This window comes from Candidatus Cloacimonadota bacterium, from assembly GCA_019429305.1.
GTDB lineage: Bacteria > Cloacimonadota > Cloacimonadia > Cloacimonadales > JAJBBL01 > JAHYIR01.
The window spans coordinates 13,773-35,650 of the sequence record JAHYIR010000006.1 but is presented as its reverse complement, the minus strand read 5'-3'; the positions used below and the strand labels follow the sequence as shown (position 1 = coordinate 35,650).

The window sequence follows — 21,878 nt, the reverse complement described above, 5'->3', positions numbered from 1 at the left end:
GATATCAGTTTAGGTTACTTCCGCTAAAAGTAACAGGATTCCTTCGGCATAATTGAACAGTTGTTCAGATTGCCTTTTGGTAACAGGTTTTGTCTCAAGATCTGTCAAGCTGATGCTCATTTTTAATCTCTTACCGGAGGCATCAAAATCAACCGGATACTTGATCTTTTTGATCATCTTTTCAATCTTTTGCTGGGAAGGGATAAAGTTATGAGCAAATTCAATTAATATCCTTCCTTTTTTGATCTGGAATCCCTCTAAATTGACTTTCTTAGCCAGCAATCTCAGACGGTAGAATTTTATGCCTCTTTGAGCAGGTTCCGGTATAGAACCGAAACGATCTCTCAATTCTTCTTCCAGATCGTTAAATTCATGAACATCCTCAAAATCAAGCATTCTTTGATAGAATTCGAGCCGGATTCTTTCATCCTTGATAAAGTTAGCCGGGAAAAAGAAATCGGCATCAATCTGCAGTCTCTCTTTATATTTTACCTTCTCGTCTTCCCAGATCATCGGTTTTGAGCTCGGTCTAATATCACCTGAAGCCAACCGAGGAAAACACTTCTTCGCCTGCCCTATGAAATCCTTTTTCCATTTCATCGGGGTGGCTGCTTCCGAGCTCGACGAAGCCAACTCTTCTGCAACAGGGAGAAGATTGCTGACCGCTTCTGATAGTAGTTTGTTGTAATAGTTAAAACCAATTGCTTGAATAACTCCACTCTGCTTGGTACCTAATAGAGTGCCGGCACCACGTAGTTCTAAATCCCTCATAGCAATTTGGTATCCCGAACCGAGAGCATTATACTCCGTTAAAGCTTCCAATCTTTTTCTCGCTTCATCCTTAAGATGTTTCGGGATAATGAAATAGGCATAAGCTCGTCTGTTGCTTCTGCCAACTCTTCCTCGCAGCTGATATAATTGAGCCAAACCGAACATATCAGAACGATTTATTATTATTGTATTGGCATTGGGTATATCAATTCCCGATTCTATAATGGTAGTGGCTACGAGAACATCGAACTGCTTATCATAGAAATCGAGCATAACTTTTTCTAATAATCTCTCCGGTAGCTGACCATGTCCCACTGCTATTCTGACTTTAGGAAGAAGTTCTCTTAGTTCATCCGCTATGCTGTCAATTGTTTCGACTCGATTATGCAGAAAAAGTATCTGTCCTCCACGTTCCAATTCGCGTAATATAGCATCTTTGATAATCCCCCGATCATAAGGGATGATCACAGTCCTGATCGGTAATCTTGCTTTGGGAGAGGTTTGCATTAATGACATCTCTTTGAACTTGGCAAGAGCCATACTTAAAGTTCTTGGTATAGGAGTTGCTGACATATAGAGAGTGTCTACGTTCACTTTGAGTTTTCTTAATGTCTCTTTGTGTCTGACCCCAAAACGGTGCTCTTCGTCTATAATCAGCAGTCCTAATTTCTTGAATTTTATATCCTTGGAAAAGAGACGATGTGTTCCGATAGCAATATCAATCTCACCAGTTCCGATCTTCTTCACATCTTCTTTCAGATGCTTCGCTGTCCTGAATCTGCTGAACATAGCAATATTTACCGGATATTGGGCTAATCGCTCCCGAAAGACAAGATAATGCTGTTCAGCTAAGAGAGTAGTAGGGACAAGGACTGCTACCTGCCAGCCACTTGTAATAGCTTTAAAAGCCGCTCTGATCGCAACTTCGGTCTTGCCAAAACCGACATCGCCACATAACAATCTCTCCATCGGCTTAACTTGTTCCATATCGGTCTTGATCTCTTCTGTTGCTCTTCTTTGATCCGGAGTATCTTCATAGATGAAAGAACTCTCCAGATCATTCTGCCAGACCGAATCTGTTTCGCAAGAAATACCGGTTCTTGCCTGCCGTTCAGCGTACAGTCTCACCAAATCATCTGCGATCAGTTCAATCTGTTTCTTTGCTCTATTTTTTACTGCATCCCAACGTTTGCTCCCTAATTTACTGATCTCAGGTTTGACCCCTTCATCGGCAACAAAACGATTTACAAGCTGTAACTGAAAGGTTGGAACATAAACCCTCGCATCTTCAGCATAGCGAATTGAGAGGCATTCGATATTGATGCCATTGACCTGCATCAATTTGAGACCTTCATATATTCCTATCCCATGATCTACATGAACAATATAATCACCGGGATTTAAGGTTTCATAATCAATGATAGTTTCGCCTGTAGCAAAGTATTCCTGAAACCTCTTCTGTTTATAACGATTGAAAATCTCATGATCGGTAAAGAGAGCTAATTTGGCATCTTCGATATTAAAACCGCGATGAAGTACCCCGATAGAAAATTCAATTTTATCTTCTTGATCGACCAATAGCTCCTGCATACGTTTACTCTGGCTGATATTATCGGATTGGATTATGATCTGCCAACCTTCTGAAATCTTGCTGTCTAAGACCTTTCTGAGTATATTGAGTTCTCCATTCATGCTGCTCTGTGAAGAAAATGAACTCATCTGAGAACTCTTTATTAGCTTATGCTGCTGAAGGAATGCCGATAAAAAGTAATAACTGTGTGATGAGATTTTTTTTACAAAACTATCTAAATTGGAATAAATCTGTTCCGGAAGTGGTATCTCCTGCCTTGCGGATTTCTTCTTTTGGGAAATCTCCTTGAGTCTTTTAAGATATAGATCTGCAGTCTCCTCATAAAGTTCTTCAGCAATATTCTCTAAGAATTGATATTCATCAAAAACAGTAACCGTATCCTCAAGAGAAACATAGTCACTGATAGTTGCTGTTTCTTTGTATAACAGAGATACATCCTGTTCTATCCCTTCGTATAACCCTGTATTATGCAACTTCTCCCAGAGTTGGCTGTCGGTAGTTGTTATATCATCTAAAAAAACCTCTCTCACGGGTAAAACAGTATAAATCTCTCTCTTTCCTCCTGTGGAACGTTGTGTTTGGGGATCAAAAAATCGGCATGAATCTATGGTATCGCCAAAAAACTCCAATCTGACCGGTAATTTGTTAGCAGGGCTGAAAATATCAATTATTCCCCCTCTGCGAGCAAAATCACCTACCTGAGACACTTCCGACTCTATCTTGTACCCAACACTTACCAGTTTGGAACATAGCTGCTCGATTTTATAATCATTACCAAGTTTTAGTGTAATGATATTGTCACGTAGCAATCTAGGGGGTACTATAATCCTCAAAAGATTTTTGATAGAAACAACAATTATATGTGATTTCCCATTGAGTAATCTCGACATTCCTTCTATTCTTTGAGCTCTAATAGAAAAATGAGGAGACCTGTCTTCATAAGGTAGTGTTTCAAAATCGGGTATAAATACTATATTGTCATGCCCTGAAAGCAGAACAAGATCATCCACGATTTCTTCAGCTCTATTATCCTCACTTGTGATAAACAGAACGTTTTTCTTTAATTGTTGAAGATCGAATATCCGTGCTGACAGAAGAGCTTTTGTTGTTAAATTCAGCTGGTAAAATAAAACTCCCTTTTCTTGCTGTAAGAGAGTATTATCGAACTTCTTAAGGAAGTTAGATCGCTCCAAATAGGGCTTCAAATACTGATAGATCATTTTCTATTCCGTCTAAAAAAGAATTGTCTAAACCAACCTTCTGGATGATCATTCTCTAAAATATAATTTCAACCCACATACTGAGAGAGAAGATCTTTAGTTTCTCGTCTCTCAATTTATCATGATTGTTTTCGTAACTGCTCAGGAGTCCACCTTTGATATTTTGGCTGAAGTTATAAGACACACGAGGACTGATAGTATATCGTGAAGTATGGCGATCAACAATGGTGTCTTGCATACCTTTATTGGTGCTCTTGGATGTATCCCAACTGCCACCGAGCTCAGTTGTCAGTTCATTGGTTATCGGCATTCTTTGTCCGAAGAAAGGTAATTTAATCCCTTGTGGTGATCTAAAAGAGTAGGAAACAGAGGCATTCAGACCACTGTTATTTGTAGTTTGCACAGCGTCAAAAGTTTCTCTAAAAGTAGTTGTTTGTGACTGAGAAAAGTTATAAGCTAACGTTGAAGTAATATTCGAGATCCAATTAGCTTGCCAGGAGAGTAGTGGAGTAAAACTGTAGGTATGAGATTCCGCAGCAGGTTTATCCCAATGAGGTTTATCCCAATCAATAGGACCTCTGACCCTTTTCGTTAGTGTATAGTTACTGATCAGTCGTGAACCGGTAAGGAATCTTTCCCCTCTGATAATTCTTTCAAAACCTGTCAGTGTAACTCTCACATTAGGAAATACTGTAGTAATTTCTTTTTGGCTGGCAGTAGAATATCTGCGATCAATTGTATAAGAGTAATTCCAGGTAGTAGTAAGATTGGTCAGAATAGGATAACCGCTACCTAAAGTAATTGCATCACGAACATTTTTCATATCTAATTCTTCGCTTTCATCTGCAAATTGTCCGGGAAGTCCCAACTGATATAAGAAAGAAGGTCTTTCTTCTCTTCTGGAATAACGGCTTCCATAAGTATTTTCAAAAGTAAAGTTTATATTGTCAATTCTGGCAATATAGGTCAATAATCTTGCCCATAATCTTTGTTCTTCGATCCTTTCGGTTGGTTTATCAGTTGGTTTTTCATCATCTTTTCTTTCTTCTTCTCCTTTCCTCAATTCTTCCTGTCGCCGCATTTCTTCTTGCCTTCTCATCTCGTCTTGACGTTTTCTCTCTTCCTCATCTCTATCCGGGAAACCACTCCCAAACGGATCACCACCAAACGGATCATCTGAACCCGAGCCCGGTTTATCCTGATCAAAGAGATCTTTATCACCCCAATCATCCATCATATCAGAGGGAAAAGTTCTTTCATCGAAGTAATCCGGAGTAGTTGGCAGTTCTCGATATCTTATGCCGTGTTTAGACATAAAGCCGGTCAAAATATCTCTATTTCTCAGAGTAAGGTTAGTTCTAATATTCCGGTTAACATTACCTTCAAATTCATAGATATAATCCTCTTCGGTCTCCTGTCCAGGCATACTCTGCTGAAGTGGTCTTTGCCTCTCATTGTAGCGCACGCTTCCGGTAGCATTGAGAGAGAAAACAGAAGGGAGATAGTTGGGTGTATAGTTCAATGTGATATTCTGGTCTCTTTCATTCTCTTTACCAATAGGGATAAGATTAAATAGTTTATATTCTCTTGTCAGATCTCTTTTTTGTGAAAATCCCCAGACACTCTTCAGGTCAGTGGTAAGATCGTAATTAACTGTTGTAGAGAGATTGAGTTCTTCTCGATCAATGGCATAACGATCTGGAGACCATTTTACTTCCAGAGTATCCGGTAAGTTTGTATCCCAGCGCCAGCGTCTTGGCTGTTCTGCTCTATAATTGATCGTATTGTTAAATGTCTGGGGGAAAAAATACAACGAGTAATTAGAACCGAGGCGCAGACCTAAACTCTCTTTTGGTAGTGTTAAATTATAGGTCATATTCCCGGAATAGATCATAGTTGTATCAGCATTGGTCGAGGTGAGGTTTTGATTCTGTCTGATATTACCCCGTAATGTTGTATTTCTTAGAGTATATTGTAACCATTTACTGCGGGGAGTTATCGTCTGATTGAACGATAGCTCCGCACTTTGGGTTAAGCTTTCTCTTTTTTCTCGTTCCTTTTCCGCAGGATCAGCAATATCTTCCCTTAAGATATCTGAATTTGCCTTATAGCGAGGTATCCCGTAGGATTGATTTCTCATTAGGGTAAGAGGAAGGTTAAACCCCCATTCAGCCGGGAGGAATTTATGAAGATTATACCTATTAGTAATGTCAAAGGTGATCGATTCCTCGTTAGCTGTTCTCGGTGTTCTGGTTCTGGCTGTACTGGTATCAAAGTTCTGTGATCGCCAAACCAGACCAACATTCAAAGTAGAGAAATCGGCAAAAGTAGTGTTCAAAGTAGTTCTAGCGGCAAACCCGATATCTTGATACGGATCAGCGACCCGCACTTCATTAACATACAACCTTCCGTTAAAACTCTGTGATCCCTGATTAGCAAGTCCAACAGCCATTTCTCTGATATTAGTTAAGGTAACCCTGCTACCTCTAACTTTTAAAGTCAAAGAATCTGCAACTCCGTTGATCGTGACCGGTACTGTAGTTTCATAAGTATCATTGATAGACTCCAGGTATTGTTTCAATGAGGTCAATTGGGAAAAGTCAACATCGATTTCTCGCCAATTGCTTTCAGCCATCCTGTTCCCGTCTGCATTGTAAGAAAAAGCTTCTGCAGGATACCGGACCTCGTAGTAATTGAGAGAATCTGCTCCTACCCGAAAAACTACCTGCTGATCCCCCTTGGGTATATTGGTCTGATCACCTCTTTCTCTTTCCAGGTAAACCCAGTATCTCAACCTCCCATAAGAGAGGAGATTCTGTGTATCCAAGAATCTTTGGATTGTTAGCCCATAATGACCTTGTTGCAGATTTTGATAATCAATAGTCAAAGATTGGTCTAATAAGGGGACGCCATCTTCAATAACAGTAACACCCGGTGGCGAAACATAGTGTTCTCTATTGTTTTGATTATCTACGACCCCCACAGACATTGATTCATTGTTATTTTGTAGTTCGAGAGGGGTTATGATCCTATCAGTGTTAATATCTTTTATATAGCCCTCTTGCCATTTGTTACCGATAAGATCCATTTTCACGATCTGTACCCTGGTCAGCTCTTCGGTTTCCAGCCAAACCCGGGCAAAATTTATTCTTCGTAAGCTGGGTAAGCTGCCAACCTCTGTCTTAATAACATAGTCATCGATCGGTATTCTGAAGAGCCGCCAACCGTTATACTCACTCTCATATTCATGGCTATTGAGGTTGATCGTATATTGAAAATATCTGTTTATTATGTCCAATCTACCATTATTGTTCAGGTCTTCCGTATCTAAAATACCATTCCCGGAAGTTCCGTTAATAAAAGGATAGTCTCCATATTGATTCTTTTCAATGCTGAATCTATCCCCAGGATCATCACCCGGCAGACCTTCGGGTATCCCGTCCAATCCAACATCTTCCCAAGGTTGCAAAATGCCGTCAACTATGCCATCATTAGCACCATCTTCTGTGTTTAGCACCCCTTTTCCATCATTCCAGACATAGAAGTCTTCACTGATATCTCCCAGATCAATATGCATGGTCACAGATGGTTCAAAACTCTGGAAAGGGTATTGATCCACTTTGACCAATACTTCCAGATATTTCTTCTCCGAAAAATCTATCTCATTACCCAGAAACCGCATAATTCCAGCCCAATACTGGTTAACAATATCCGGATTGGAGATTTCCGGAGGCACAGCTCTCAAGGTCAGGACCTGCACTCTTTCTCTTCTCTCTTTAGCCGTTAAAAATTCCGGACTATAAACCTCTTCAGCATATATATTGTCGGGATTATACCAGTTGGGTCTGGCTCTCATTGAACCGACATTCACCGGTTTACTGGCTGGAGACCACCCTCCCCGGGTCAGACCTAACGGATAAGTATCAACTATGGTCTCCATATCATCCAAATAGGCTTCTTTTCTATCTGGTTGATCCTTATGCCCGTATATATTGGGCATTGTCACAGCAACTTCACCGGATAACCGAACGCGGGAATCAACATCAGTACGTACCAGGGGGATCATATCAACCATTTTGGTCAGTATGGGTGGATCAAACTCGATCCTGCCGTCTATGTCAGCCATGATCAGAGTTCTGTTCTCGCTGCCGATCCTTGGTCTTCGGTCAGACACCCTCTCGGCATGGTAGATAAAGGTTCCTCCCACTTGAGCTATATCACTGAACTTCCAGTCTGCTCTCATCCCCATCAACGTTTTTGACTCTACGGCAAAGAGAGGTCTGTATTCATAATTTATTTCGATCACCGAATCGGGGTTTTTCCCTTTTTCAGTCAGAAAACTGATGTTGCCAAAGTCATAATCCACTAAAAAGTGCACATTTTCTTGTAATGTTTCTCCGTCAACAACTACCCTGACTGAACCGGGTAAAATATTCATCTGACCCAATTCGATCCTGTCTCTTCCCACTTTACCGACAACAGAAAGATAGACCGTCAGCAGTTCCCAATCTGCAGAGCTGAACGTCTCTTGTTCATAAATAATATTATCGGGAAAAGCTCTGAAAGGTTCAATGAAGGGTAGAATAATGAACCCGTCCGTTAAATTAACAGTTGTGTCCCAGCCATTAATGACCTGATCCAGATTCGTATCCATTCTCAGATAGTCATTGATCTCTAAACCACCCGGAACAATACTGTCATCAACATAGTAGTTCAACGTTCCGTCGGGATTTCGCGTAAAGAAATTCAGCCGGAAGCCCTCATTCTGAATATTTCTTCTGTTCAGATTATACATATTTCTCACCTGCAAGGGCCATGTATCTGGATCATTTACATTTTGATTACTTCTCCTGATGATCTTAACAAAGAGTTGATTTTCATTAGGATCACCGATCTGAATACCGTCTCTTTGAGTATAAACAACACCCAGAGTGTTTAGACGATCTATCATCCGGTTCATGGTTATTATCCCGGTATCATAATCCACATAGAAGTCTATTGCCTCTTCCAGGATCTCGAACTTGTATGGTTCAAATTGAGTAGGGTCTTCGCCGATCTCCCAACCATCAACGACGTTAACATTATGAGTTTGCTGTCCGGTATCTAAATAGACCCGGAAAAGTTGATTTCTCTCCGGTAAAAGGTTCGGATCAGCAATGATCCATGAGCCGTCATTGGTTGTTTTTATGGCATTATTGGCATATCCTGTCAAAGCTCCCTGTTCCCCCTCCTCATATAATAAATAGAGATCATAGGGATTGGTCACATAATAATGCGTCCTGTTGACAAAATCACGACTCCGGTATTGCAGAGAGTCCGCAGCATCAGTACCGGTAAATCTTCGGGAGAGTCTCTCCGCTTCCTCTTTACTCGCTATAGCTGTGATCGTTAGATCACCCAGTTGAAAATCTCCTCTCACCCCAAAGAGCCCTGTCGAAGATGCCGAATAACGAATAAACTCTGAACCGGTTAATGCCAGGGATATATTCCCCGCTTTTATGGACTGGATGATCTCATCTTCATCTCCCCGATACTCTATCTCGATCATACTGGGGTCACCGAAAGGAGTATCTGTTGCCGAAGTATGGCGAACATTGACAAAGATCTTTTCCCCGATTGTTCCCCGCAGCAGAAGATTCAGATCCTGCCGCATATCTAAGGAAAAACTCGATCCTTGTCCGGTCTCAGTGAGCCGCCTATCTTCCCTTTTGGTACTGCTGCCCGATATCGTAAGTTTCTGACTTCCGGAAAGATTTAACCTTGTGGGACGGTCTCCAATAAAACGCCGGACTGATCTGGGTAAAGCAGGCAAATCAAAAACGATCTCAGGTATTAGCCCTGTCTGTTGTTCCCGTGTTTCATCTTCTAAGAGTGTCTGCATCTTTTCCTGGAGCATAGCATTGAATTTTGCTCGAAACAGATTCTCAGTATATCTCATGAAAGTTAGTTCTACCGGATAATACAATTCTATGTTAGCAGAAAACTTTACTCTCAGAATGATCCTCTTAGCTTCGGGATCTATTTCTTTGACCATCGTAATCCTCAAGCCGTTATGAAAATAGGCATTGTTGCGATAAGTGGAGAGTCCTGGCGGGATTTTATAAACATCAATATAATTATTCCTGATTACCGGCACACCGGGCAAATACAACTGAATATAACTTCTATATTCTTCCCGATCATCAGAAAGGGTTATGATCTCTGGCAAAACATCTTCTCTTGATGTTTGATAATAAACCTCCTGAATATCCTTATCCGATCCATTGTCTATAACATCCCCACTTACCACAGGGATAGCCAGCAGGACAATAGCTGATAGAAGAGATAATGAGATCAGCGATAGTTTTTGAATCATTTTAATGTTTCTAAGTGATTTTGCCTTAGGATCCTTATATTGATATTTCTTTCTTTAACTACTAACTACTAACAGGGGTGTTATGTTGCATACAAATACGAAAAAGACCATCAATTGTTAGTGTTTTATCTATTGTTGCTTCTTCTTCTAAATTATCCCCTATCAGGTGAGCAATACCTCCGGTTAAGATTACTCTGAATTCTCCTAAATCCCGATAATCTTCTTTTATCCTTCTAATAAAGGCATCCACCATCAGTGAGTGTCCCTTTATTATACCGGACAACAACGCATCCCGAGTATTAGTACCAAGTGTATGTTGGGGAGTTTCTAATTGAATTTTTGTTAATAAAGAAGCTTTTTGAAAGAGGTTGGCAGAGCTGATAACCACTCCGGGTGAGATTATTGTTCCATGAAAATATCCATCCTTACCGATTAGCTGAATAGTAGTTGCAGTACCAAAATCACAAATAATACAGTTAGTATTGTACTTTTTCCAAGCTGAATAAGCATTAACTATCAAATCAGCCCCTATAAAGCCGGGATCAGTCACAGGAAACGTCAGACCAAGAACTGTATAGGCATTGACATTAAATATTTTCGATGTAAGATACTTAGTTATTAAATGCTCAAAAATACGACTCAATTCAGGAACCACAGAAGATATACAGCATATCTCGATATTCTTTAAATCAACCTGATTTTCGCTGGCCAGTGAACTGATTAATGCATAGTACTCATCTTCTGTTCTGGAAGCATCAGAATCTAAACGCCACGAACAATACAATTCTTGGGAATTGTATATACCTATCTCAATATTGGTATTTCCTATATCAATTACTAAATATCGGCATTGCATAGCAGACAATTAATTTCATACCTTTGAGTCGGTCAAGAGTGATTTCAACTCAAATTGCGAGTTAAATCTTAACAGATTAACCACTGAGAAGTTATCAACTCTACTTTAAAAGAATCATCTTCCGTGTTTCTGCAAACTCTGCTGTCGTTATACGATAGAAATATACACCGGCTGCAATTTCTTTACCCAAACTGTCGCGTCCATTCCAAATTAAACTATGATCGCCTTGAAAATAATAATCTGCAATGAGCGTGCTAATTTTCTTACCCTGAATATTAAAAATCTCCAACGAGACAAAAGTAGCTTCAGGCAGAGAGAAACTTATATTAACTGTTGGATTAAAAGGGTTAGGATAAGCTGGAAACAATCTATAAGAAGCTACTATAGGAATGTCATCTGTAGAAACTTCCTCTATCATATATTCTGCAGTAGCTATTTCACTCGGCAGAAACAGATCAAGTACTGCTATGGCTTTTATAATAACAGACTCAGAAATTAATATAGGTTCTGTATACAATAGACTCTCTTCATCAGGGATGCTTTCATCTAATGTATAATATATAACAGCTCCTTGGGTATCACATCCGATAGTAACATTAATTGTTTCCTCATATAATCCCTGTTCGGGATCAAAAACAGGCTCTGTAACTTGACGAATATCAATTATAAACGAGAACCATCCTTCTGCAGGAAGATACGAAGTTTGGGCAGGAACCAACATATTTGTAGCAATTATTTTATATTCAACCAGATCTTCTACATTGAGATCTTGACCGAAATCACATGTATAGCTATCTCCATTAATGTTATCGAACTGTAAAAATTGTGATTCTTCCCCATTGATACGATACTCTAATTCCACCGATACTATTCCGGAAGGATCCGTTACTTCAGCTTCAACAGCTACCGGTAAATCATTTAAATAAACTTCAGTAATAGGATTATGTAATATTGTAGGAGAGGTGCTTTCGTAGCCAACTACAAAATTGTGAGGATCAGGTGCACCAATAAAGGGATGCTTTGCTGTTCTGCCTGATCCATCAGAAGCATAGAGATAATACGATAACGTATCCCCTGCTGTAAACTCCGTTAGTGCGGCTGTAAAATTATAGTCATTAGTAGTAACCAGAGGTACACTTTGATATTGTCCGCTGTTGATCTTATAATAGACTTTTAACGAATCTGCATAAAGGGCTTCACCACTATACGGAAAAATATAGGCATCTATCACATATTCTGTATTATAGGGTTGCTCGCCTAAAAAAGGCAGATGCCTGATATAAAGCATACCACTATCAGCTATCTCTTTTACCCGGCAATGAATAGCATCAGTAGAAACCCAACTACTGGAATAAAAACCGACTACTTCATAACCTGGCATGGCATCTTCATAGGAAGCAAGTGCTGCATTATCCCATGTACTATTCATGATCGGAACATATACCTTGTCGTTTACTATTACAGAGTTTGTGTAGGGTTGATTATTTGGAGTATAAACTCTGTAAATTCTATAGGGAGTTCCATAAGGAGAAGTTAAGGTTTCAAAATAATCAACAACACCCTCAATCTGGTTATATTGAGAATGATTGGTTGGAACTGATCTAACAAGTACTTTGTCCGGTGCAAGAAATTTCGCCCAGCAGTCTATATGGTTAATATAGGTACCATTGGGATCTGGTATTACCAGATGTTCTGTAATGCCCATATAATCTTCAACAAATTGATCTATTTGTTGATGTGTATATGATGAATTTTCTGTATATACAATATGGCTCGCAGCTCCCGTACCAAAACTATTGGACATAAAATTCCCACCGGTATGTAAAATATTCATGCCATATAAAGGTAAATCATATTGATTAGCAAAAACTACGGGAATATTATCATCGTTTGGCCTGGGCCTGTTATACGAGAAATTTACTACGCCAAGTTCATTGTTACCATCAAAGATGAAAAATGGACCATAATCCCTTGTCCAATAAGAATCTGTGGGAGCAATCATAAATTCACAATTAGCCAAGTTGACACTGCCATTATTATAGGCATTTATTGCTTGATTTTGTACACTGGTACTGCTGACTATGGTAACAATCGTTGCGTGTTGAGATATATGAGCTACCAAGCTTACCGGAATACCCAATGGATAACGGATTAAAACTCCGGTCATTGGTTCAAACTCTGCTACGTTACGGACGGGAGTTGATGGTGGATCAGTGGGATCAATTCTTGTGCCTATCTCATCTATTCGTGCCATTTCCTCGGGAGTCATCCATTGGGGTAACGACTCAGGGTTGTCCCGAAACCATTCTTCGGTCATTTTAATTAAGTCAAAAGTCGCTGAAAGATTCAGAGCAAATGTCAAAATTAAAATCATTAATATTAATCTTTCTCTCATTCTATATCCTCTTTTCAAAATTTTTTCATTTTATCTCAAAAAATTCAGACCATCTATTATGTAAAGGAATAATTGTTGGTACTAAGCAAACTGAGAGACATATATTTGATTACTTTGCTTTTACTCATACAATATCCTTAGGGAGCACACGAGTCGGCACTATCGGACTCGTGTACTCCCTAAAGGTAAAACTAAAGGCATTAAGATTTATAGAAACCATATAAGACTGTAGTAATAAAACCGTAATTATCACTAACCAAAATTAAGATGTTAACAAAGCTATAGGTTAGCAGTCGCTGACATTAATCGCCAGCTGAGAAAAATAGAAAACCTATTAACAACCCCTCTATCAAGTTATCAGATATCGGCTAACTGACAAAAAGCTTGACAGATAGCTAAACAAAAAATATGTAGTTATAAAGTGAATTTAAAGAGTAAAAAAATGAAGAAAATAAATAAGGATAGCTGATGGCATTAAGCAAGAAATGGCATATTATCTTATCTCATACAAATGGTGCTAATCTCTTAAATATCAGTTTAAATAAAACCGTTGGTTTAATAGTCTTTGCTTTACTTGGTATTCTGTTTTTAGGTATGTTGTTTTCAGCAGCATTCATTATCCGTTATCATATATATTTCCCGCAGATCGAGCAGTTACAGACAGAGAATAGTTTATTACGCAATGAGCTTGATAAATTAGTAACAGAAATGGATTCTGTTATGTACCGCCTTCGGCAAATGGAAGAGTGGGAAGATCAACTACGTTTAGACCGCAATATAGGCCAAATTAATCGTGATCTTCGTTCAATGGGTGTGGGTGGATTACCTCAAATAAACACCTACTTTGCCAATTCCGATCATGATCTTAACCTCAGTATAAATCTCGTTTGGAATCAGATGAATGAATTGAAGGGGATCAGCACTTTCGCGCATGAGCTCCGTCGTGATTTAATGGATAATTTATCTCTTCAAGAAGAGATGTATCGCTATACTCCATCGATTTATCCAACTTTTGGTCGTATTACTACCCCCTACGGTTGGAGAACACATCCAATAACCCGACAGCGAGATTTTCATTCCGGGATTGATCTCGCTAATCGTCCTAACTCACCAATTTATACCACTGCCGATGGCGTCATTAAAGAGATCAGCAGTAATCGTTACTATGGTCGTTTTATTGTTATTACCCACAAATTTGGCTATGAAACAATGTATGCCCACTTAGAAAAGTCATTAGTTAAAAAAGGGGATATAGTGCAAAAGGGTGAAATTATTGCTTTAATGGGTAATACCGGCAGATCAACCGGAACTCATTTACATTATGAGGTGCGACGATATGGGAGAAACCTTAATCCATATCAATACCTTAATAAAATGGAAGAAGATATAATAATAACTCAACAATAAAGCTCCGGTCATAACAGAGGTTATGATCCTATTATGATGAAGGATTGTCTATCAAGGCGATAATTTATTGCGACGATATATCAATAAATCAAGCAACTGATATTGAAGCAGATTATAATAATTTCTTTCGCTTTTTAAAATCACAGACTTCTAAAACAAATTCCTTAAAAGAATATCTACTTGTCTCTGTCGATAGTGGCACCAACTCTCTGTATCGGCAAGAAATCATTCCTGACGTTATTATCGGTGATATGGATTCCATTCAACCCGAAATACTTGAACATTATCGTGAGCTTACTACAATTATAATTCATCCTTCACAAAAGGATGAAACCGATACAGAGCTTGCTCTGAATTGGTGTATAGAGAATGATATACAAGAGATTCTGTTCATAAATCGCTTGCAAGGGAATTTTGCTCATTCTTGGGGTGTTGTAACGTTGCTTTTTAAAGCAAGAACCAAAGGAATAAAGGCAAAAATATCTAACTTTAAAGAGCTGATCATGCTGATTCCTCATTCTTGGTCATATAGGGGTATCCTCGGAAAAAAGATCTCTCTGATTCCTTTGACAGAAGTAGTTACTGGTGTAGACACATCCGGTCTTGGCTATCCTTTAAGAAAAGAACCCCTTTTTTGGCATTCAACTCGGGGTCTTAGTAATGTTTTTATTGACTCAGAAATCAAAATCTGTTATGATAGTGGAGAATTATTGGTTGTGATGGAAAGTACTTTAGAGGAGATATTATATGAATAATGATATCCAATTTAAGATAGCCCTGAAGCGTTTAGAAGAGATTATCGAGAAATTAGAAGACGATATCGATGATCTTGACGAACTTGTGAAATTATTCGAAGAGGGTTCGGAGTTAGTTGCAATCTGCGACAAGAAATTATCTGATGTGGAGTCAAAAATAGAAATGATAACCAAAAAATTAAACGAAAGAAGCCAAACAACAGACAGGGGAAGTGATGAAGAATAGGATGTTATTTAAAAGAGATTTAAAAGAGAAAAACGAACTGGTCAACATAGCTCTGGATAGATTCTTACCCCGTAAAGATGAATATCCCAAACAGATTCATAAAGCCATGCGACACACGCTATTTGCAGGGGGCAAAAGGATTAGACCCTACTTAATGATCCGAACCTACAATCTCTTTTCTGAAAAAACCGAAAAGATAACCGAGGTCGCCGCTGCCTTAGAATTAATGCATACTTATACCCTAATACACGATGATCTGCCGGATATTGATAATGATGATATCCGTCGTGGTAAACCAACCTGTCATGTTGTTTATGGAGCTGATTTGGCTTTATTAGCAGGAGATGCACTTCTTGTTAACTCAATCGAGTTATTGAACATGGTTGATCTAGAAGATACGTTGAAGTTAAAGATCATCAAAGAATTTGTTGCCGTTTGTGGAGATCAGGGACTTATAGCCGGACAAATGGCAGATATAATAAACGAAGGCAAGAAAGGAAACCCCAAAGTATTAGAATTCATACATTTGAACAAAACCGTCAAACTCTTTCAACTTTGTACGAGAATTGCTTGTTTTGTCGCCAAAGCCGGAGAAGAAGATTTTCAACGTCTCGACAGATATGGCTATCTTTTCGGCATGGCATTTCAAATTATTGATGATATCCTTGATATTGAAGGTGAGGAGAGTAGTTTAGGCAAGACTACCGGTAAAGACATGGAAAGCCAAAAGGTTACTTATCCGGCGGTCTATGGACTTGAGAAGTCAAAAATCGAAGCACAACGAATGATTGATGAGGCAAATGAAATCCTCTCTCAATATGGAGAAAAAGCTCTCCATCTGCACTTACTAAACAATTATATTATCTCCCGAGAAATATAACACAAATGATTCGGATCGGAATAAAGAGACTCGTATCTCAGGCAATTATACCACAAAAGATGAGTCAAAATGCTGCTGGATACGATCTCTATTCAGCAAATGAAACGACACAGATTATAAAACCAAGAGATATTGCCCTGATTCCAACCGGAATAGCTATCAGTATTCCGCATGGTTATGAGGCACAGATCAGACCTCGCAGCGGTTTATCTCTGAACTACGGGATTGGGATACTGAATTCTCCCGGAACTATTGATGCCGATTATCGCGGTGAGATCAAAGTGATCCTCTTCAATGCCAGTGAAGCGACCTTTTATTTGGAGCCCGGAACCAGAATAGCTCAGATGGTAATATCGCAATGTCACGAGATTGAATTCGATCTCTGTACAGAGCTTGATGAAACTACAAGAGGGAGTGGAGGATTTGGTCATACTGATTTGAAATAAATCAGTTTATGGTTTGTCAACTAATTGCTCTTTATTAAGCAAATCAAGCTACATTGATATAATGTAATGGAGACAGCAATGACCTTTAATAAAAGTATTACTGAATTGATATGTCAGATAGAAAACCTCAAGAAGAAAAAGAATGTTTTGATATTAGTTCATAATTATCAACCACTTGAAATACATAGTGTGGCTGATATAACCGGAGATTCTTTACAGTTAGCTCAGGAAGCTGCCATGACAGATGCCAAGATTATTGTTTTGGCAGGAGTAAAATTTATGGCTGAAACAGCTAAACTATTAAATCCAAAGGCAAAAGTTTTGCTATCTCACCCCAATGCCGGTTGTCCAATGGCAGATATGATTACTGCCGAGCAATTACGGGATTTTAAAGCTGAATTTCCCGGCTCTGAGGTAGTCTGTTATGTTAACTCATCTATCGAAGTAAAAGCAGAAAGTGATATCTGCTGTACCTCTTCAAATGCCCTTAAGGTTGTTAAATCAATACCACCTGATAAAAAGATACTATTTGTGCCGGATCAGAATCTGGGAAGTTATGTAGCTGAGCAGAGTGGAAGAGAGATCATTGTTTGGAAGGGTTTCTGTAGTGTTCACCATGTCAATATTACTGTACAAGATGTTGAAAGAGTCAGAAGAGAATATCCGGATTATACATTGATGGTACATCCTGAGTGTATTCCGGAAGTTGTTCGATTAGCCGATATTGTAGCTTCCACAAAAGGGATGGCAGATTTTGTCGCTAAGAATGATAAAGTGATCTTAGGTACAGAAATCGGCTTAACAGAGCAGTTACGATCCCGTTATCCTGCAAAGAAAATTCATCCACTTTCAGAGAAAGCAATATGTAAAAATATGAAGAAAAGCTCACTTCCCCTTTTGTTGGAAGTAATTGATAAAGAAGCCAATGAAATTACTATTGAAAAACAGGTAGCTGATAGGGCTATGCAGGCATTGAAGAGGATGCTGGAAGTTTCTTGAATACTTTCGAGAGACGGAACATTAAAGAGAGCATAACAAAGAAGACAATTATGGATTTGAGACCCGTTGCCTTACCTTTTGCAAAGATAAGCATTCTGCAAGATGTTGAAAGCCAGGCTATTAGTTCGGACAGTGAATTTTTGTACCGCAATATTGTCGCTGAATATTCTGGAAATGCTGAAAAACCTATCAAGGCGTTGGAATTAGGAACAGGTAATGGTATAATAGCAATAATGCTGGCTCTTACTTTTAAAAATTGGCAAATCAAGGCTCTGGAAGCACAAATAGCGCTCTATCTGCTGGCAAAAAAAAATATAAGTCAAAGTAAAACAGATATTGACCTCATCTTAACTGATTTTCGGAAAACAAAACAAATTGATATCAATGAGAAGTATGATCTGATCTACTCTAACCCCCCATTTTATTCACTAACGACAGTGAGAATAAGCCCTTCAATATCCAAATCTCTGTCCCGTTATGAATTGCTTTGTGATATGGAGGATGTTTTATTGATAATGAAGATTAACCTTAAGAAGAATGGTAAAGGATTGTTCCTTTATCCAACTATAAGAGCTGATGAGTTCAGAAGAAAAGCCGAGAAACATGGTTTCGAGATAGTTAACGAACAAATTAATGTTAACAAAACACAACAGGAAAATAAATCGAGAACCATATTTTTTATAAGTCATACTAAGAGGATGAGCAGTTAATAAATGCATAAAACAAAAAGAAAAGTGAGTGAACTTCTATGTTAGTAATACCAAAACTCAAGGTTACAGATGGAAAGAACATCATTCTCTTCTCAGATGCTTTAACTATCCCGGAAGGCAAATCAATCTACCTCTGTGATAGTAACCTTAAAGGGAAAACTCTCTTTTTACAAGCGATCTACCATTATCTTAAAAAGAGTCGAAAAAGCAGAGAAAAACTCCTCAAGAAAGAAAATGAATTCATCTGGGATATTAGTAATAAAAAAAAACTATATAGAAAAGGTAGTAAAGATGTTCTGTTAATCGAATATACACCGGCAATACTTCCTAACCTCACTATCAATCAAAACATAATGCTTCCCCTTAAAACCATTAATGTAAGAATGAAGAATAAGATTCGTGAATACCTACAACAGTTTGATCTCGGTTCAAAACAATACAATTCTGCAAAGAATCTTTCTTTCTCAGAGATGAAGATTATTGAACTTATCAGGGCTGTAATGCTGTTACCCAGTGTTGTTCTTATTGATGATTTCGACCTTTCTTTTTATCAAACTCTGTTAGAGAAAGTTCTGCATATAATGTTTCTCATGCAACAAAATGGTACAGTCTTTATTGCTACCGGCAAATCAGAAAATCTTGCCTTTTCTAAAAACTATAAAATTGAGAACAAAAAGGTCATTGAAGTATGAAATACACCTTACTACAAACACTAATTATTCTCATCTTTCTCTCTATTTTTGCGGTTACAGACTTTGGGTTCAATCAACAGTATAACAATCTGGTTAATCGCATTGAAAAAATGCCGATTCTCATATTTTCTCACGACTGGCATCTATTGGAAAGCATTCATTCAGACTTGCAAGATAGTCCTCATATCAGTTTTATTTCCTTGGAATCAAATGTAGACATTCTGGGGAAAATGATAGCCGAATATGATTTGCCGGCAACAGATCAGATATTAGATATTGATCAATTACCTAATTTGTTGCACTTTTCGTTTAATGGGAACAAAACATCCAAATCCGAGTTCCTCCAAATAAAAGAGCAAACCGAAACCAGAGAGACAGGTTTGATGATTGTTGCCGAGGAGAGCGATCTAGGTAACTTGTTTGATCTTAAAGAATCTATATCTCTTATTCGTTGGATTTTTTTTATCGGTACACTGATCATGCTCTGTATAATAGCATTAATTATCCGTATTATTGCAATCAAGAAAGAAAATTTCTTTTGGACTATCTACTATCGTTCAGGAGGTAGAGTAAATAGATTCGGGGGTTATTTTTTCAAATCTTTGATAGCAACTTTGCTACCAATAATCTGCTTTGGACTACTTCTTTATTTCGTAAACCGGAATCTTCTATTCACATATTCTCTTGATACAAAAAGCTGGATATTAATACTAGCTACAATTATGGTTACTATGCCATTAGCTTGGTTCATAACAGGTAAGGATTGATATGAAAATAAAACGACATATTCCTAATATGCTAACGATTTCCCGTATATTATTAGTACCGATTTATCTCATCTGTCTTTATTTGATCGGAGATCAATTAGGAGCTGAACTGGCTTTATTAGTATTTATTGTTGCTGGTATAACTGACTTTTTTGATGGTGTGCTGGCTCGCAAGTTTAAAAGTATAACAGATTTCGGGAAAGTTGTTGATCCCTTGGCAGACAAGATAATTGTCTCCGTTGCTTTGATCACTATTGCTCTTTCCCCTATCGAATTAACAAGTATCTATGTTGCATACATCGTTATTTTAAGAGAAATCTTAGTTACAATCCTTAGGTCATGGTATCAAAAAAAGAATATCTATATCGCTGCTAACTTCTGGGGTAAATTAAAGACTACCTTTCAAATGACCGGTATTATTGCCTCCCTGCTACTCTATGCAGGTAAGTTTAGGTTTGAGTTTATAAGAATTAATATGCATCGGTTTACAGATATTTTACAGATATTTTTCTGGCTTGTTGTCGTTATAACGATAGTATCGGGAATAACTTATCTCCCTTTCTTAAAGAAAAATAACGTGAAAGGTTAGGATACAAGTGATTTATAGTATATTTAATAAGCATCACAGTAACATAACTTCTGATAGAATAGTAATCAGAGAAACGAGAATGATCAAACTATTTAATCCTTCTTTCTGCTTTGCTCTGAAAAAGTGCAGCGTTTTGTTAGTTATACTGTTATCGTCTATACTTGTAAGTTGTGGTGGTAGTGATGACAGTAGAAGACACCGTCCTTCAGGAAACCAGACAGATCCCAGAAAACCTCTTTCTTGGGGTCATGAACAAACGATTTATGTCTTTGCTGATGACCGGGTCTGGTACTATGCAGAACAATATTTGCGAGAAAGTATAGAGAGATATTACTTTACGACTGAAAACGAAACCTATTTCGACTTGAAACGTGGCGATTTTAGCTCTCTTGATCTGTTTTACCGTTTCAAGAACTTGATCTTTCTGGCACATCTCGATTCAGATAGACATGTCTCAAACTATATAAAACAGAATTTGACCGAAAACGTTATTCAGTCGGTGAATGAAAACGGAGTCGGTATGTTTATCCGCCATAATCTCTGGGCAAACGACCAATTAGTCCTCTTTTTAGTGGGAGATACAGAAGCTAATCTGCTGAGATATAACATCTTGCAAGCCGATGAGGTTTTTCAGCAATTTCGTGAAAAATTATATGCACGCACAGCAAGCCGTATATTCGGGTTTAATGTTCACCCGGTTAGCTTGTTTCGTAATTTCCCTTGGAATATGAAGATACCGGAATATTACATCGTTTATAAAAGGAATGAAGCTGATAATTTCATTTCTTTTTTAGCAAGAAGAAGAGAACAACCCGATAGGTATCTTTCCGTTTATTATGAAGATATGCCTGAAAATAATCTGGATATTGATTGGTTATTTACAACAAGAGAAAGATTAGCATGGCAGTATTACGATGAAGATGAGTTTAGAAGAGAAGATACCCGTTCCGAAGTAACAGATCTGGTAGGAATCAATGCCCTGAAACTCTCAGGTCGTTGGCAAAACCGTAAACATGCTATCGGTGGTGCATTTCAGTCTTTTGCTTTTTATGATGATATTGGCAAAAGAGCTTATTTAATAGATAATTCAGTTTTTTATCCCGAAGGATTCAAGTTGCCAGCCTTAATTGAATTAGAAGTTATAAGCCGGACTATTGATCTTGAACAAGAATCGGAAGCACTATCAGCAGTAGAATAGATAGTTTGATATATAAAGGAT

The 21,878-nt window shown here is 38.2% G+C and carries 15 protein-coding genes; 11 read left to right on the top strand and 4 right to left on the bottom strand.

Annotated elements, in window-relative coordinates:
- Positions 1 to 9: 9 nt before the first annotated feature.
- The 4 genes from mfd to K0B81_04255 all read right to left on the bottom strand — a co-directional run bounded on the left by mfd (position 10) and on the right by K0B81_04255 (position 13,188).
- Positions 10 to 3,582, bottom strand: a complete 3,573-nt coding sequence (gene mfd, locus K0B81_04270; GenBank protein MBW6515819.1) for a transcription-repair coupling factor — start codon at positions 3,580 to 3,582, stop codon at positions 10 to 12.
- Between the two features lie 55 nt (positions 3,583 to 3,637).
- Entirely contained in the window at positions 3,638 to 9,937 is a 6,300-nt protein-coding gene (gene sprA / locus K0B81_04265; protein ID MBW6515818.1) for a cell surface protein SprA, read from the bottom strand.
- A 61-nt stretch (positions 9,938 to 9,998) separates the two neighbouring features.
- Positions 9,999 to 10,793 carry a type III pantothenate kinase gene (locus tag K0B81_04260; protein MBW6515817.1) on the bottom strand — a complete coding sequence of 265 codons (795 nt, stop codon included), beginning with the start codon at positions 10,791 to 10,793 and terminating at the stop codon, positions 9,999 to 10,001.
- A 100-nt stretch (positions 10,794 to 10,893) separates the two neighbouring features.
- Entirely contained in the window at positions 10,894 to 13,188 is a 2,295-nt protein-coding gene (locus tag K0B81_04255; GenBank protein ID MBW6515816.1) for an agmatine deiminase family protein, read from the bottom strand.
- A 468-nt stretch (positions 13,189 to 13,656) separates the two neighbouring features.
- Here K0B81_04255 and K0B81_04250 point away from each other — a divergent pair, with 468 nt between their 5' ends.
- From K0B81_04250 to K0B81_04200, 11 genes are all read left to right on the top strand, one after another.
- A complete protein-coding gene (locus tag K0B81_04250) occupies positions 13,657 to 14,595 on the top strand; it encodes a M23 family metallopeptidase (protein MBW6515815.1) in 939 nt (312 codons plus the stop codon).
- Between the two features lie 44 nt (positions 14,596 to 14,639).
- Positions 14,640 to 15,350, top strand: a complete 711-nt coding sequence (locus tag K0B81_04245) for a thiamine diphosphokinase (protein MBW6515814.1) — start codon at positions 14,640 to 14,642, stop codon at positions 15,348 to 15,350.
- On the top strand, positions 15,343 to 15,576 hold the full coding sequence (gene xseB / locus K0B81_04240; protein ID MBW6515813.1) for an exodeoxyribonuclease VII small subunit: 234 nt from the start codon (positions 15,343 to 15,345) through the stop codon (positions 15,574 to 15,576). The genes K0B81_04245 and xseB overlap by 8 nt, the downstream gene beginning before the upstream one ends.
- A complete protein-coding gene (locus K0B81_04235) occupies positions 15,566 to 16,456 on the top strand; it encodes a polyprenyl synthetase family protein (GenBank protein MBW6515812.1) in 891 nt (296 codons plus the stop codon). The genes xseB and K0B81_04235 overlap by 11 nt, the downstream gene beginning before the upstream one ends.
- Positions 16,457 to 16,461: 5 nt before the next feature.
- A complete protein-coding gene (gene dut, locus K0B81_04230) occupies positions 16,462 to 16,902 on the top strand; it encodes a dUTP diphosphatase (protein MBW6515811.1) in 441 nt (146 codons plus the stop codon).
- 78 nt (positions 16,903 to 16,980) lie between these two features.
- The gene (nadA, locus tag K0B81_04225; protein ID MBW6515810.1) at positions 16,981 to 17,901 is read left to right on the top strand and encodes a quinolinate synthase NadA; all 921 of its coding nucleotides are present in this window, start codon (positions 16,981 to 16,983) and stop codon (positions 17,899 to 17,901) included.
- A 50-nt stretch (positions 17,902 to 17,951) separates the two neighbouring features.
- Positions 17,952 to 18,611 carry a methyltransferase gene (locus K0B81_04220; protein ID MBW6515809.1) on the top strand — a complete coding sequence of 220 codons (660 nt, stop codon included), beginning with the start codon at positions 17,952 to 17,954 and terminating at the stop codon, positions 18,609 to 18,611.
- Between the two features lie 38 nt (positions 18,612 to 18,649).
- Positions 18,650 to 19,303: an ATP-binding cassette domain-containing protein gene (locus K0B81_04215; protein MBW6515808.1), complete on the top strand. Its 654-nt coding sequence runs from the start codon at positions 18,650 to 18,652 to the stop codon at positions 19,301 to 19,303.
- Entirely contained in the window at positions 19,300 to 20,070 is a 771-nt protein-coding gene (locus K0B81_04210) for a hypothetical protein (GenBank protein ID MBW6515807.1), read from the top strand. Before K0B81_04215 ends, K0B81_04210 begins: the two co-directional genes overlap by 4 nt.
- A 1-nt stretch (position 20,071) precedes the next feature.
- Entirely contained in the window at positions 20,072 to 20,659 is a 588-nt protein-coding gene (pgsA, locus tag K0B81_04205) for a CDP-diacylglycerol--glycerol-3-phosphate 3-phosphatidyltransferase (GenBank protein MBW6515806.1), read from the top strand.
- 7 nt (positions 20,660 to 20,666) lie between these two features.
- Positions 20,667 to 21,857: a DUF4837 family protein gene (locus K0B81_04200; GenBank protein MBW6515805.1), complete on the top strand. Its 1,191-nt coding sequence runs from the start codon at positions 20,667 to 20,669 to the stop codon at positions 21,855 to 21,857.
- The last annotated feature ends 21 nt before the right edge of the window (positions 21,858 to 21,878 follow it).

Bases quoted from the DNA above. Each gene is read 5' to 3' on its own strand.
- mfd (MBW6515819.1), bottom strand. From the start codon at position 3,582: ATGATCTATCAGTATTTGAAGCCCTATTTGGAGCGATCTAACTTCCTT.
- sprA (MBW6515818.1), bottom strand. From the start codon at position 9,937: ATGATTCAAAAACTATCGCTGATCTCATTATCTCTTCTATCAGCTATT.
- K0B81_04260 (MBW6515817.1), bottom strand. From the start codon at position 10,793: ATGCAATGCCGATATTTAGTAATTGATATAGGAAATACCAATATTGAG.
- K0B81_04255 (MBW6515816.1), bottom strand. From the start codon at position 13,188: ATGAGAGAAAGATTAATATTAATGATTTTAATTTTGACATTTGCTCTG.
- K0B81_04250 (MBW6515815.1), top strand. From the start codon at position 13,657: ATGGCATTAAGCAAGAAATGGCATATTATCTTATCTCATACAAATGGT.
- xseB (MBW6515813.1), top strand. From the start codon at position 15,343: ATGAATAATGATATCCAATTTAAGATAGCCCTGAAGCGTTTAGAAGAG.
- K0B81_04235 (MBW6515812.1), top strand. From the start codon at position 15,566: ATGAAGAATAGGATGTTATTTAAAAGAGATTTAAAAGAGAAAAACGAA.
- dut (MBW6515811.1), top strand. From the start codon at position 16,462: ATGATTCGGATCGGAATAAAGAGACTCGTATCTCAGGCAATTATACCA.
- nadA (MBW6515810.1), top strand. From the start codon at position 16,981: ATGACCTTTAATAAAAGTATTACTGAATTGATATGTCAGATAGAAAAC.
- K0B81_04220 (MBW6515809.1), top strand. From the start codon at position 17,952: ATGGATTTGAGACCCGTTGCCTTACCTTTTGCAAAGATAAGCATTCTG.
- K0B81_04215 (MBW6515808.1), top strand. From the start codon at position 18,650: ATGTTAGTAATACCAAAACTCAAGGTTACAGATGGAAAGAACATCATT.
- K0B81_04210 (MBW6515807.1), top strand. From the start codon at position 19,300: ATGAAATACACCTTACTACAAACACTAATTATTCTCATCTTTCTCTCT.
- pgsA (MBW6515806.1), top strand. From the start codon at position 20,072: ATGAAAATAAAACGACATATTCCTAATATGCTAACGATTTCCCGTATA.